Raw genomic sequence first — 13,343 nt, 5'->3', positions numbered from 1 at the left:
GCGATCAGGAGTCGGGCGCGCGGGCGATTTCGGCGCGGCAGGCCGCGACGAGAACGGGCAATTCGTGGTGGACGGTGAGCCAGACGATGTCCAGCGTCACCCGATGATAGCTGTGGCGATAAAAGTTCCCCGCATCCGCGATCTGACGCCACGGCACGTCGGGATATCGGGCTCTCGTCTCGGCGCTCAATCGGCGGCTCGCCTCCGAGATGATCTCCAGGCAGCGCACGACCGCGAAGTGGGTGCGTTCGTCTGCCTCGAACGTCTCGAGCGTGAATCCCGCCACGAAGCGGGCAACGCGCTCCGCGTTGGCGATCATGTCGGCGCAGGCGGCCCGCTCGCGTTCAGAAGGCGGAAATGGCATCGCGCTCCGCGTGCGTGCGAACCCGATCCTTCAGGGCCGCCCGATCCGCCACGTCGACCCGGATCGGAAAGAGATCATCGATGAAGTGGCACAGGCCGACATAGCCGAAGAGACCGCCCACGACGGACACATCGATCTCGATCATCACGTCGAGATCGCTGTCGGCCCGCGCCTCCCCCCGGGCGACCGAACCGAACAGAGCCGCGTGCAGCACGCCGCGGCGGCGCAGTTCCGCCTCGTTGGCGCGCAGGATGTCGAGGGCGGCGAGCTTGTCCATGGCGGCGGGACCGGAGGGAATCGGCGGCCGCCAGCATAGCAGAAGCGCGGCAGAGGAGGATCAGGCCGCCAGCTCGCGCCCGAGCGCCTCCACCCGGCGCAGGTCGTCCACGAAGGCCGCGTAGGCCTCCGCCTTCGCCTCGTCCGGCAGCCGGAGCAGGTAGGACGGGTGGACCGTGATGAAGCCCTGGAATCGGTTGTCGTGCCGGTCGAAGCGGAACGGGCCGCGCGCCCGGGTGATCGGGATCGCCTTGCCGGTCAGCGCCAGCACGGCGGTCGCGCCGAGCGCCACGACGAGCTTCGGGCCGACGAATTCGAGCTCCCGGTCGAGCCACCACCGGTAATGGCTGACCTCGCCGGCTGTCGGCTTCTGGTGGATGCGGCGCTTGCCGCGCTCCTCGAACTTGAAGTGCTTGACCGCGTTCGTCAGGTAGCTCGCGCCCCGGTCGATCCCGGCCTCCGCCATGGCGCGGGAGAGCAGCTGGCCGGCGGGCCCGACGAAGGGCCGGCCCTGCCGGTCCTCCTGGTCGCCGGGCTGCTCGCCCACGAAGGCCACCGTCGCCCCGACCGACCCCTCGCCGAGCACGGCCTGGGTGGCCCCCGGAACCAGCGGCTCGGTCCGGCGGATGATCGCGTTCAGCTCGTCGAGGTTCTTGGGATCCTGGTCGGCCATGGCGGCGACGGCCCGGGCGGGTTCGCGGCGTGTGGGCAAGGTCGGCTCCCTCTCGATCATGGCTTCGGTGCGCCCGGCCGCCGCCCGGACCAGGGCCGGGATCGCGGCCGTCTCGGGCATGTTGTGCCAGTACTTCTTGGGCATCTCCGCCCGCATCGCCTTCAGGTTGGTGCGGGCCGGGTTGAACGTGCTCTCGTAATAGGTCTGCCAGCCGGCCTCGAAGCCGTCGCCCTCCGGAAGATGGGCGCGGTCGCCGGGCGGCCCGAAAGTCAGGGTCTCGGTGTCCCAATGGGCCGAGCCCTCGGGCGTCAGGATCGACCAGCGCATCCCGCGGAAGCGATCGACGAAGAACGGTGCCGCCGCCTCGAGGATGTGGTGGTCCGGCTCGAACCACGCGACGTAGCGCTCGCCGTCCGGTCCCTCCGCCCGGCGGAAGCGCAGGAAGGCGTGCATCTTGTGGAGGTCGCGCCCGATCGCCTTCGCCATCCGGTGCAGGCGGTGGACCAGCGGGTCGCTGCCGATCTCCATCAGGTGCCGCTCGCCGCGGCAGACCCGCCAGATCAGCGCGTAGAGCAGGCCGTAGCGCTCCGGATCGCGGTGGGGAATGACCTGCGGGATCAGGCCGGCGACGGCCTTCGGCAGGACGAGCGGCGTGTCGGTCGCCGGCTCGGCGTCGCTGCCGAACAGGCCGGGCGCGTCCGTCACCGACCACGTCACGGCCTCGGGGGCGACGCCCTGCGCGACGAGGCTTCGGGCGGCTTTGCGGAAACCGTCGAGATCGGCGCCGGGGCGCAGCGCGACGGCGCGCGGCGACAGCGAATCCCCTCTCTCCAGGGAGGGAGAAGGACTCGGCGCGTGACCCGCTCCCATCAGAACAGGCTCAGCTGCGCCGCGGGCTCGACCAGCCGCGCCCGGAGGTCGAGCCGGTCCGTCAGCCCGACCGGCCGATGGTCGGCGGCCACTAGGAACGGCCGCGCCCGCTTCAATCCGGAGGTCAGCCGGGCGACGTCATCGAGGCGCAAGGTCGCGTGCCGGCGCGCCCTGACGATCTTGTCGACCGCCCGCGCCCCGAGCCCCGGAACCCGCAGCAGCCATTCCCGGTCGGCGCGGTTCACGTCCACGGGGAACTTGTCCCGGTGCTTCAGCGCCCAGGCGAGCTTCGGGTCGATGTCGAGGGCGAGCATCCCGCCCTCGGAGGCGTCGGCCACCTCGTCGGGGGTGAATTCGTAGTACCGGAGCAGCCAGTCGGCCTGGTACAGCCGGTGCTCGCGCTGGAGCGGCGGCGGCTTCGGCGGCAGGATCGCTGAGCCGTCCGGGATCGGGCTGTAGGCAGAGTAGTAGACCCGCTTCAGGCCGACGCTGCCGTAGAGGAGCGCGCTCTTGCGGATCAGCGCCTCGTCGGTGGTGGTGTCCGCGCCGACGATCACCTGCGTCGAGTGGCCGGCCGGCGAGAACCGGCGCTTCTCGGCCTTGGCCTGCACGATGCGCTCGCCGATCTGCGCCATGGCGCCCTGGATCGCGGCGCCGTCCTTCTCGGGAGCGAGGCGCTCCAGGCTCGCCTCGGTGGGCAGCTCGACGTTGATCGAGAGCCGGTCGGCGTAGAGGCCCGCCTCCTCGATCAGCCAGGGGCTCGCCTCCGGGATCGACTTGAGATGGATGTAGCCGGCGAAGCCGTGGTCGCGCCGGAGCGACTTCGCCACGCGGGTCAGCAGCTCCATCGTGTGGTCGGGCGACTTGATGATGCCGGAGGAGAGGAACAGCCCCTCGATGTAGTTGCGCCGGTAGAAGTTCAGGGTGAGGTTCACGACCTCCTCCACGGTGAACTTCGCCCGCCGCACGTTCGAGGAGCGCCGGTTCACGCAGTACGCGCAGTCGAACAGGCACCAGTTCGTCAGCAGGATCTTGAGGAGCGAGACGCACCGCCCGTCGGGCGTGTAGGCGTGGCAGATCCCGGCGCCGGTGGTCGACCCGAGCCCGTCCTTGCCGGCCGCCCGCTTCGGCGCGGCCGAGGAGGCGCAGGAGGCGTCGTACTTGGCGGCGTCCGCGAGGATGCGCAGCTTCTTGGCCAGGGTCTCGTCCATCGAACAGACAATGAACAACGCGGCCGAAGGTGCAAGGCCGGCGCGGCGTTCACCCCGGGCCGCGATGCCGCACCCGTCACGCAGGCGCGTCGGGCTCGCCGGATTCGTCGGGCTCCCGGTCGACCACACGGCGGGCGAGGCCGTAGGCGAAGCCGGCCCGGGCCAGGGCGGCGAGGTCGCGGTCGCGGTGCGTCGCCCGCTGGTCCGGTCGGCGATACGGTCCCAGGCGTCGCCGCTTGGCGTAGGCCTGGGCGGCCTGCTCCTCGATCGCGTCCGCCTCCCCGTCCGGCAGGGCGTCGCGCTCCGCCAGCATGGCGGCCTCCACGACGTCGCGCGGGACCCCCTTGGCGGCGAGCTTGGCCGAGACGCCGCGGGTCGAGGTGCCGCGACGCCGCAGAGTGGCGAGGCGGGTGTCGGCGAAGCGCGCGTCGTCCACGAGGCCGGCCGACACCGCCCGCGCGACGGTCGCCGTCACGAGGTCGGCGAAGCGTTCGGGATCCTCGCCCCGGGCCCGCGCGCGCTTCTGGACGCGGCGCGCGAGCGTCCGGCGCAGCATCTCGGTCGAGGCGCTGTAGCGCTCCAGATAGTGGAGCGCCGCACGCTCCAGCCAGGCCGGGCTCACGGGGCCGGGCGGCTTGATCTCGCGGTCGCGACCTTCTGGCGCGGATCCTGCAACGAATGGAGATTTCACCGGTTCTTCACGATCTCGACAGGTTTGCGTTCCATGACTCGGGTATGGAACGCGCGCAACGCGACAGGCTCGGCCATGGCCCGAACCACCGTTCTTCGCCCGGCACTCCGCAGGGCCGATGGCGCCCGCGGCTGCACGGCGCGGCGGCCGTACTGATGCGGCGCGAGTGGCTCCTGGTCCTCGTGGCCCTGGGGCTCGCCGCGGCCGCGGCCGCGATCGTCTACCTGTCGCGCCCGAACACCCTGACGGTGGCGGTCGGCCCCCAGGACGGGCCCGAGGCCGCGCTGATCGAGGCCTATGCCGGCGCCCTCGACCGGGCCCGGGAGGACGTCCGTCTCAAGGTGGTGCGCTACGGCGACGTGCGCGACAGCGCCCTGGCACTCCAGCGCAACAAGGCCGACCTCGCGGTGGTGCGGCCGGACGTGTTCCTGCCCGAGAACGGGCTGACCCTGGCGATCCTGCACGACGAGGCCCTGGTCATCGCGGCGCCGGAGGCGGCCGATCTCGACGACGTGCCGGCCCTGGCGCGCAAGCGGCTCGGCATCGTGGTCCGCCACAGCGCCGACCTGTCGTTCCTCACGAACCTCCTGTCCTTCTACGACCTCGTGCCGGACATCGTGGGCGAGGACGCGCCGGAGGCCGGCCACGCCGCCGAGGCGGAGCCCGGCCACGTGGTCGTGGTGCCGCTGAAGGTCAGCGACGTCACGGCCGCGCTCACCGAGAAGCGGGTCGACGCGGTGGCGGTGATCGCGAGCCCCGCCTCCAAGCCGGCGGCCGCGGTCGTCCGCGCCGTCGAGCTGGGCGCGCCGGACCGCAAGATCGGCTTCGTCTCGATCCCGGACGGCGACGCGATCCTGCAGCGCTTCCCCGAGCTGCAGGCGGTGACGATCCCGGCCGGCACCTTCGGCGGCCGCCCGAAGCGGCCCGACGAGGAGGTCAAGACCGTCGGCGCCTCCTATCGCCTGATGGCCCGCGGCACGGTCAGCCGCGTCGCGGTCGCCTCTGCGACGCAGCACCTGTTCGAGTGGCGCTCGCGGCTCGCCTCGACCGCGCCGGTGGCCAAGCTGATGAAGGCGCCGGACTTCGACACGACGGTGGCGGCGACCTCGGCGCGCCTGCCGAACCACCCCGGCGCCGTCGACTATTTCGAGCGCGAGCAGCAGACCTTCCTCGACCGCTACGAGGACTACATCTACCTGTTCGCCTTCTTCGGCGGCACGATCGGCTCCGGCTTCGCGTGGCTCGGCCAGCGCCTCGCCCGCAAGCGCCGGGAGCGGGTCGACTTCGTCCTCGACCGGCTCCTCGACATCATGCGCGAGGTGCGCGCGGCGACCAGCGCCGCCGAACTCGACGCGATCGCGATCGAGACCGACGGGCTGGTGGCGGACGTGGTCTGCTACGCCCGCGAGCGCAGCATCGACGCGCGGACGGTCAGCGCGCTGATCCTGGCGGTCGACGGCGTCCACGCGGCCATCGCCGACGCGCGGCGGCAGACGAGCGAGACCGAGCCCCGGGCGGCGACCCGCAACCGCACGGCCCGGCTGCTCGCCCTCGATCTGCCGGCCGCGGAGTAGCGGCGGGCGCCGCATGGCTGGCGGCTTAGGGATATCATGCTAACGGGAACCATGTTCGATCCCGTCGCCGCCCTCGATACGGTTCTCGAGAACCTCGACCGCGAGGCCCGCGAGCCCACGAAGCTCCGGGCCGCGCTGGTGCCACAGCTGCGCCGGGTGATCGAGGAGGGCCACCGGGCCGCCGAGGCGCAGCTCCTCGAGGACCGCAACGGGCTGCTGTGCGCGCAGACCCTGTCGAATCTCACCGACGCGGTGGTCCGGGCGATCCACGACGCCGTGGTCTGGCGGCTCTATCCCAACGACAACCCGTCGACCGGCGAGCAGCTCGCGGTGGTCGCCACCGGCGGCTACGGCCGGGGCACGATGGCGCCGGGATCGGACATCGATCTGCTGTTCCTGCTGCCCTACAAGCAGACCGCGTGGTCCGAGAGCGTCGTCGAGGGGATGCTCTACGTCCTGTGGGACCTGAAGCTGAAGGTCGGCCACGCCACCCGCTCGGTCGAGGAGTGCCTGCGCGAGGCGCGGGCCGACATGACGATCCGGACGGCCCTCCTGGAGGCGCGGTACCTGTTCGGCACCCGGGTGCTCTACGAGGAGCTCGTGACGCGCTTCGACGCCGAGCTGGTGGTCGGGTCCGCCGCCGAGTTCGTCGAGGCGAAGCTGCGCGAGCGCGACCTGCGCGTCTCCAAGGCCGGCACCTCGCGCTACCTCGTCGAGCCCAACGTCAAGGACGGCAAAGGCGGCCTGCGCGACCTCAACACGCTGTTCTGGATCGCCAAGTACACCTACCGGGTCCGCGACCAGATCGAGCTCGTCAGCGCCGGCCTGTTCACCCCGGAAGAGTACGCGCTGTTCGAGCGCTGCGAGGAGTTCCTGTGGCGGGTGCGCTGCCACATGCACTTCGCCACGAAGCGCGCCGAGGAGCGCCTGTCCTTCGGTCTGCAGCCGCGGATCGCCGAGCGCTTCGGCTACGAGGCCCGGGGCGGCCTCTCCGGCGTCGAGCGCTTCATGAAGGCCTATTTCCGCATCGCCAAGGATGTGGGCGATCTCACCGCCATCGTCTGCGCGGAGTTGGAGGCACGCCACGCCAAGCGCACGCCGGTTCTCGACCGCTGGATCGGCCGGTTCCGCGACCGGTTCCGGGCGACCGCCATGGAGGCGGAGGATTTCTGGATCGACCACGGCCGGGTGAACCTGCGCGCGGAGGACGCCTTCGAGCGCGACCCGGTCAACCTCATCCGGCTGTTCTGGCTCGCCGACCGGCACAACCTCGCGATCCATCCGGACGCCAAGCGGCTGGCCAACCGGTCCCTGCGCCTCGTCAACCCGTCGCTGCGCGTGGACCCCGAGGCGAACCGGCTGTTCGTCGAGATCCTGACCTCGCGGAACGCGCCGGAGGAGGCGCTGCGCGAGATGAACGAGGCGGGCGTGCTCGGCCGCTTCATCCCGGATTTCGGCCGCATCGTCGCGATGATGCAGTTCAACATGTACCACCACTTCACGGTGGACGAGCACCTGCTGCGCACGGTCGGCGTGCTGGCGGACATCGAATCGGGCCGGGCCCAGGAGACCTACCCGCTGGTCTCGCGCCTCGTGCACTCGATCCATAACCGCACCGCGCTCTACGTGGCGATCCTGCTGCACGACATCGCCAAGGGCCGGCCGGAGGACCACTCGATCGCCGGCGCCGCCATCGCCGAGAAGCTCTGCCCGCGCTTCGGCCTGAACCAGGCGGAGACCGAGACGGTGCGCTGGCTCGTGGAGCACCACCTGCTGATGTCGATGACCGCGCAAAGCCGCGACCTCTCGGATGCCAAGACGATCGAGCGCTTCGCCGCGAGCGTGCAGAGCCTGGAGCGGCTGAAGCTCCTGACCATCCTGACGGTGGCCGACATCACCGCCGTCGGCCCCGGCGTCTGGACCGCCTGGAAGGGCACCCTGGTCCGCACCCTGTACGACGAGACCGAGGTCTACCTCTCGGGCGGCCATTCCGAGATCGCCCGCACCGACCGGGTGCGCCTCGTGCAGATGGGCCTGCGGGAACAGCTGCCCGGCTGGGGCTCGGAGGAGTTCGACGCCTACGCGGCCCGCCACAGCCAGGCCTACTGGCTCAAGGTCGACGGCACGCGCCAGCTCAAGAACGCGATCTTCCTGCGCGACGTCGTGCGCGACGGGCGGACCAGCGCGACCGACGTCGCCCTCGATCCCGTCCGGGGCGTGACCGAGATCACGGTCTACTCGCCGGACCATCCCCGCCTGCTCGCCATCGTCACCGGCGCCTGCGCGGCGGCCGGCAGCAACATCGTCGACGCGCAGATCTTCACCACCACGGACGGGTTCGCCCTCGACACGATCTTCATCTCGCGCGCCTTCGAGCGGGACGACGACGAGCTGCGTCGGACCAAGCGCATCACCGCGGCGATCGAGCGGGCGCTGAAGGGCGAGATCAAGATCGCCGACCTCGTGGCCGACAAGCACCCGCCGACCAGCACCCGCGCCAAGACCTTCCCGGTGCCGCCGGACGTCATCATCGACAACGCCCTGTCGAGCCGGGAGACCGTGGTGGAGATCACCGGCCTCGACCGGCCGGGCCTGCTCTACGAGCTCACTACGGCCTTCAGCCGGCTGTCGCTCAACATCACGTCGGCGCATGTGGCGACGTTCGGCGAGCGCGCCGTGGACGTCTTCTACGTCACCGACCTCACCGGCACGCGGGTGACGCAGCCTGACCGGCAGGCCGCGATCCGGGCCGCCGTGATGGACGTGTTCGCCCACGACGTCGCGACGCTGAAGGCCGAGGGTCTGGAGGCGCTGGTGGCGGCGCCGCCGCCGCGCGAGGCGTGAGCGTACGGGTTGATTTCGCGGCCCCGTGGCCAGATATCAGCGCCGATTCCACCATCCCTCACCGATTCCCGCCCACGACTGAAACGTGATGACGAGCAACGACATGCCCCAGGATGACCAGCGCCAGACCACGGTCGAAGCCGGTGCCGGCGCGGCCCAGGATCCCGCGCCCGCGGGTCAGGGCAGCGAGTCGGCCACCGTCGATCCGGTCGCGGAGGCCCTGGCCCTGCTGACCGCCGAGCGCGACGAGCTCAAGGACCGGACGCTGCGCACCCTCGCCGAGATGGAGAACCTGCGCCGCCGGACGGAGCGCGAGGTCGCCGACGCGCGCGCCTACGCGGTGACCAACTTCGCCCGGGACGTGCTCAACGTCGCCGACAACATCCGCCGCGCCCTCGACAGCGTCCCGGCCGACGCGAAGGCCACGGCCGACGGCGCCCTGAAGGGGCTGATCGACGGGATCGAGCTCACCGAGCGCGACCTCGGCAAGACCCTCGAGCGCCACGGCGTGAAGATCGTCGAGCCGCAGGGCCAGAAGTTCGACCCGAACCGCCATCAGGCGATGTTCGAGGTGCCGAACGCGGAGGTTCCGGCCGGCACCGTCGTGCAGGTCGTGCAGGCGGGCTACGTCATCGGCGAGCGCGTGCTGCGCCCGGCCCTGGTGGGCGTCGCCAAGGGCGGCCCGAAGGCAGCCGCCAACCCGGCCGACGCGGCCTGAACGGTCCCGCGGCGCGCCCTACTGGCAGGGCAGCGCCGCGGCGAAATCCGAGATGAACTGCGCGGTCTGGCGGGTCTGAGCCGGCGCGGCCGGATCGCGGGCGACGAGCCCCGCCTCGACGCGGAGACGGCCGTTGCAGGCGCAGGTCGGCAGCGTTCCCGCGGCCGGCTCGGGCGAGCACGCGTCGTGGTGCGCGCAGGCGAGATCCAGCGCGTCGATCGGCGGGTAGCCGGGCCCGCGGCTGCCGGGGCCGCAGAAATTCCCGTAGATCAGGATGGCGCCGCGCCCGTCGGGCCCGGGTGGCACGATCTCCTGCGCCCGCGCCGGGACGGTGCAGGCCGCGAGCGCGACGGCGAGCAGCATTGTCGTGAGGGAGGTCGAGCTGGGCATGCTCACGGCCGATCCTGTCGGAGAGAATCCGCGGTCCCGCGGGGCTGCACCCGCGCGGTATCCGGCCTCACCGACATCCCTCGGCCGTGGACAGGCTCGCGCGGCCGACAGATTCGCGAAGCCGAATGCAGGGCATTGCGACCCAGCTTGACCGCTCCGTCAAGCTATCGTCGAACGAATATTGCTCAGAATCGGTAATTCACACCGGCCCGAACCACCGCAAACCCGAAGTCCTGTTTGCCGGCACCATAAAACGCCGGAACACTGGCGTTGTAGTACGTGGCGGCGTTCGTTCCGCGGCCGAGATGGAGGTAGAGCGCCTCCACCTTGGCGGAGAGCTTGTCGGTGAAGGCGTACTCGATGCCGCCGCCGGCCGCGTATCCGGTCCGGTCGGTCGACGGCAGGGTGTAGGGGTAGGCGCCCGCGTCCGTCGCGCGCGCCCCGCCGCCGTAAGCGAAACCGCCGGTCCCGTAGACGAGGACCCGGTCGAACGCGTAGCCGAGCCGGGCGCGGACCGTGCCGAAATAGTCGAGGCTCGGTCGGACACTGTAATACGGCGTGGTGCCGAGATAGGCGGCGTCCGCCTTGGCGAAGGCCGCGCCCTGGATGTCGGCCTCGACGCCGCCGACGACGCCGGAGCCCGGCGTGAGCTGGTAGTTGTAGCCGATCTGACCGCCGCCGGCGAAGCCGCCGGACCGGCCCCCGCCCGTGACGGCGCCGTAGGTCGGGTCGGTGAAGCCGCCGCTCCCGGTCGGGAACGCGTATCCCGCATTCACGCCGGCATAGAAGCCCGTCCAGGTGAAGACCGGGAGCGACGGCAGTGGCGGCGGCGGCGCGCGGCGGGGCAGGTCGGCCGCCTGGGCGGCGAGGGCCAGGCAGCCGCATGCGGCGCCCGCGAGGGATGCGGAGGTTCGTGCGTTCATGGAAATCTCGTTCGGCGCGCGGCGGAGCCGCGGGATCAGAGGGCCAGGAGGAGCAGCCCGACGACGGTCACGGACAGGATCAGGCAGAGAGCGAGATCGAGAATGGCCGCTCCACCGCAGGTCGGCGCGGTTCGTGCGCGGTCGATACCGGAGAGGGCGATCAAGAGCGGACCTCCCGGTTCTCTTCCGTGCGTGCCGCGACCCTCAGGGTTCTCGCGGCGCGTCGGGGCCCGACAGCGCCCGAGGGTGCCGCCGCCCCGCCTGAGGGGGTGGCGGGAGCGGCGGCCTGCGGCGCCCTCGGTGAACCGGCGCGGTGGACCGTTTCCGCGACGGCGACCCCGAGGACGGGCAGCGTGAGCGCGGCGACGACGCAGACGAGGCGTCGGAGCCGCGGAAGGGGATCACTCAGGCTTGCCCGTCGCGCCTGGGCGGTGGGAAGCGTGAGCGGCGGCAGGGGCCTCGCCACGAGCGTTCGCGTATCAATCGTCATCGGCCGGCCCCGCATTTCGTGGGAAATTTGACCACGAAGCCGTTTTACGTGTGCAAAAATCCCACGTCAACGCGAAATCGAGGGACCAGCGTGCGCCTTCGCACGCGGTGGGATTGTGTCCCACAGCATGAGCCGTCACGATGCGGCCATGTCTGATACTGCCGATACACCGCGGGAGGGCGCCAGCCTGCACGCGCCGCTGGCGCGGCTGCTGCGCCCCCTCGTGCGCCTGCTCGTCGCCCGCGGCATCACCTTCCCGGCGCTCACCGACCTGCTGCGCGAGCTGTACGTGAACGTCGCCGAGTACGACTTCGCCCTCGCCGGAAAGGAGCAGACCGACAGCCGCGTCTCCCTGCTCACCGGCATCCACCGCAAGGAGGTCCGGCGCCTGCGGGGCGCCGGTGCTCCGGTCAGCGCCGTCCCGGCGGTCGTCTCCCGCACCAGCCGGATCATCGCCCGCTGGATCGCCGACCCGGCCTTCACCGACGCGCAGGGCCAGCCCCTGAAACTTCCGCGCACGGCCGAGGGCGGCGCACCCTCGTTCGAGTCGCTGGTCGCGGGCGTGACGCGGGACCTGCGGCCGCGCGCCGTCCTCGACGAGTGGCTCGATCGCGGGCTGGCCTTCACCGATGCGCAGGACCGGATCGTGCTGGCCGAGGCCGCCTACGTACCGAGGGGCGACGGCGCCGAGGGGCCTCAGCTCTACTATTTCGGCCGCAACCTGCACGACCATATCGCGGCTGCCGTCGCCAACATCTTCGGAGACGCGCCGCGCTTCCTCGAGCGGGCGGTCCACTACGACGGGCTGTCCGAGGACCTCGCGACCCGGCTCGAGGCGCGCGCCCGCGAGATCGCCATGGAGGCGCTGCAGCAGGCCAACCGGGAAGCGCACGCCGCCTGCCAGACCGATCCCGGCGGCACGCATCGCTGGAACTTCGGCCTGTACGTCTACACCGAAGCGGCGCCGCCGGCGCGGCGAGCGGACGAGCGGTGAGAGGCCGGCCGGTGCGCGCCACGCTCAATCGCCGGTTCGTCCTGCGCCTGCTAGCGGGCGCCGCGACCGTGCTGCCCGGCACCGTCCGGTCGCAGGAATCCCCGCGCGATCAGGGCATCGGCGGGACCGGCATGATGCGGACCGACGAGCCGAAGAGCGGGCCCCTCGGCGAGGGCGACCGCGGCATCGGCGGCACCGGCGTGATCGGTACGATCCGACGCTTCGGCTCGATCGTCGTCAACGACCTGCGCATCGCCTATCCGCCCGAGGTGGAGGTGCATATTGACGGCACGGCCGCGAAGGCCGCCGACCTGAAGATCGGTCAGGTCGTCCACGTGGTGGCGCGGCCCGAGGGCGGCGGACTCGCCACGGGGCGGATCGACGTCACGAGCGAAGTGGTCGGGCCGGTGGAATCGGTTGCGCCGGGGCGGCTCGTGGTGCTCGGCCAGCGGGTCTCGACCGCGGGTCTCGGCGGCGCGTGGCGGCCGGGCGCGCGGGTCGCCGTGAGCGGGCTGCGCCGGCCCGACGGCGTGATCGTGGCGAGCCTGATCGAGCCGCGGGACACCGGGCCCGACCGCGTCGCCGGCCCGGTGCGGCGGGTCGCGGGCGGCCTCGGGATCGGCGGCCTCCGCCTCGCGGGCGCCGACGCCCTGCCGCCGGGCCGGCGCGCCCTGGTGACGGGCCGTGCGGCGAACGGCGTGCTCACCGTGACCAACGCCGCGCAGGTCGGTCTGCCCTTCCCGCCGGGTCTGAAACAGGTCTCGATCGAGGCCTATATCGGCCGGGATAGCGGCAGGCTCAACGTCGGCGCGGGCTACGCCGTCGCGGGCCGCCCCGGCGCGCAGGTTCCGCGCACCGGGAGCGTGCGGGCGGTGCTGACCGCGGCGATCGCGCGGGACGGGGACCTGACGGTGGAGCGGCTGCGGATCGAGGACCGCATCGCGCCCGAGCCGCAGCGGCCGGACGCCCCGCGGTTCGAGCGGGAGCGCGACCGGCTCGACCTCCGCAACCTCCCCGACGAGGCGCCCGGCCGCTTCGGCGCCGAGCCCGGAGGCCGCCAGGGCGGCATCGGCGAACCGCGCGGCCCCGCGATCGACACCCGGCCGGGGGGCGCGGTCGTCCCCGGATCGGAGGGTACCGGCGGATTTGGAGCGCCGCGCGGCGGCTTCGGCGGCACGCCGCCGGCAGGCCCCGGGGCGTTCCCGGGCGGCCCCGGGGGCTTCGGCGGTCCGCCAGGTGGACCTAGCCCGGGCGGGGGCGGTTTCGGTGGCGGCGGTTTCGGCGGCCCTGGCGGCGGTCGACGCTAGCGCCGCCCCCGACCACGT

At 72.1% G+C, this 13,343-nt stretch carries 13 protein-coding genes; 5 read left to right on the top strand and 8 right to left on the bottom strand.

Annotation, left to right across the window (positions count from 1 at the left end; genetic code table 11):
- Positions 1-4 precede the first annotated feature (4 nt).
- The 5 genes from BM314_RS03230 to BM314_RS03210 all read right to left on the bottom strand — a co-directional run bounded on the left by BM314_RS03230 (position 5) and on the right by BM314_RS03210 (position 4,016).
- Positions 5-364, bottom strand: a complete 360-nt coding sequence (locus BM314_RS03230; protein ID WP_091976873.1) for a HepT-like ribonuclease domain-containing protein — start codon at positions 362-364, stop codon at positions 5-7.
- A complete protein-coding gene (locus BM314_RS03225) occupies positions 345-641 on the bottom strand; it encodes a nucleotidyltransferase family protein (protein WP_020092532.1) in 297 nt (98 codons plus the stop codon). The genes BM314_RS03230 and BM314_RS03225 overlap by 20 nt, the downstream gene beginning before the upstream one ends.
- A 60-nt stretch (positions 642-701) precedes the next feature.
- Positions 702-2,183 (bottom strand): UdgX family uracil-DNA binding protein, encoded by a 1,482-nt coding sequence (locus BM314_RS03220; protein ID WP_170868028.1) that lies wholly within the window; start codon positions 2,181-2,183, stop codon positions 702-704.
- Positions 2,183-3,394 carry a putative DNA modification/repair radical SAM protein gene (locus tag BM314_RS03215; protein WP_091976872.1) on the bottom strand — a complete coding sequence of 404 codons (1,212 nt, stop codon included), beginning with the start codon at positions 3,392-3,394 and terminating at the stop codon, positions 2,183-2,185. The genes BM314_RS03220 and BM314_RS03215 overlap by 1 nt, the downstream gene beginning before the upstream one ends.
- A 76-nt stretch (positions 3,395-3,470) precedes the next feature.
- Complete coding sequence (locus BM314_RS03210) at positions 3,471-4,016, bottom strand: regulatory protein RecX (RefSeq protein WP_091976870.1); 546 nt, start codon at positions 4,014-4,016, stop codon at positions 3,471-3,473.
- A 224-nt stretch (positions 4,017-4,240) separates the two neighbouring features.
- On the opposite strand from BM314_RS03210, the gene BM314_RS03205 reads away from it, so the two are divergent.
- The 3 genes from BM314_RS03205 to grpE all read left to right on the top strand — a co-directional run bounded on the left by BM314_RS03205 (position 4,241) and on the right by grpE (position 9,221).
- Positions 4,241-5,659: a TAXI family TRAP transporter solute-binding subunit gene (locus BM314_RS03205; RefSeq protein WP_091976869.1), complete on the top strand. Its 1,419-nt coding sequence runs from the start codon at positions 4,241-4,243 to the stop codon at positions 5,657-5,659.
- Between the two features lie 51 nt (positions 5,660-5,710).
- Positions 5,711-8,503, top strand: coding sequence for a [protein-PII] uridylyltransferase (locus BM314_RS03200; protein WP_020092537.1), 2,793 nt, complete (start codon positions 5,711-5,713; stop codon positions 8,501-8,503).
- Between the two features lie 103 nt (positions 8,504-8,606).
- On the top strand, positions 8,607-9,221 hold the full coding sequence (gene grpE / locus BM314_RS03195) for a nucleotide exchange factor GrpE (RefSeq protein WP_026604829.1): 615 nt from the start codon (positions 8,607-8,609) through the stop codon (positions 9,219-9,221).
- Positions 9,222-9,239: 18 nt separating this feature from the next.
- Here grpE and BM314_RS03190 read toward each other — a convergent pair whose 3' ends face one another.
- The 3 genes from BM314_RS03190 to BM314_RS31230 form a co-directional block, all read right to left on the bottom strand.
- Positions 9,240-9,611, bottom strand: coding sequence for a phospholipase A2 family protein (locus BM314_RS03190; protein ID WP_056526870.1), 372 nt, complete (start codon positions 9,609-9,611; stop codon positions 9,240-9,242).
- Positions 9,612-9,796: 185 nt separating this feature from the next.
- The gene (locus tag BM314_RS03185; RefSeq protein ID WP_091976868.1) at positions 9,797-10,534 is read right to left on the bottom strand and encodes an outer membrane protein; all 738 of its coding nucleotides are present in this window, start codon (positions 10,532-10,534) and stop codon (positions 9,797-9,799) included.
- A gap of 35 nt (positions 10,535-10,569) precedes the next feature.
- Positions 10,570-10,698 carry a hypothetical protein gene (locus BM314_RS31230; protein WP_020092541.1) on the bottom strand — a complete coding sequence of 43 codons (129 nt, stop codon included), beginning with the start codon at positions 10,696-10,698 and terminating at the stop codon, positions 10,570-10,572.
- 474 nt (positions 10,699-11,172) lie between these two features.
- Between BM314_RS31230 and BM314_RS03175 the strand changes: the two genes are divergently transcribed.
- Together BM314_RS03175 and BM314_RS03170 are read left to right on the top strand one after the other, a co-directional pair.
- The gene (locus BM314_RS03175) at positions 11,173-12,018 is read left to right on the top strand and encodes a DUF6502 family protein (protein WP_091976866.1); all 846 of its coding nucleotides are present in this window, start codon (positions 11,173-11,175) and stop codon (positions 12,016-12,018) included.
- Between the two features lie 11 nt (positions 12,019-12,029).
- Positions 12,030-13,325: a DUF5666 domain-containing protein gene (locus tag BM314_RS03170; RefSeq protein WP_091976864.1), complete on the top strand. Its 1,296-nt coding sequence runs from the start codon at positions 12,030-12,032 to the stop codon at positions 13,323-13,325.
- The last annotated feature ends 18 nt before the right edge of the window (positions 13,326-13,343 follow it).

The sequence above is a fragment of the Methylobacterium sp. 13MFTsu3.1M2 genome (assembly GCF_900112625.1).
Classification (GTDB): Bacteria; Pseudomonadota; Alphaproteobacteria; order Rhizobiales; family Beijerinckiaceae; genus Methylobacterium.
The sequence above is the reverse complement of the archived record's forward strand: the minus strand, read 5'-3'. Positions and strand labels throughout refer to the sequence as shown.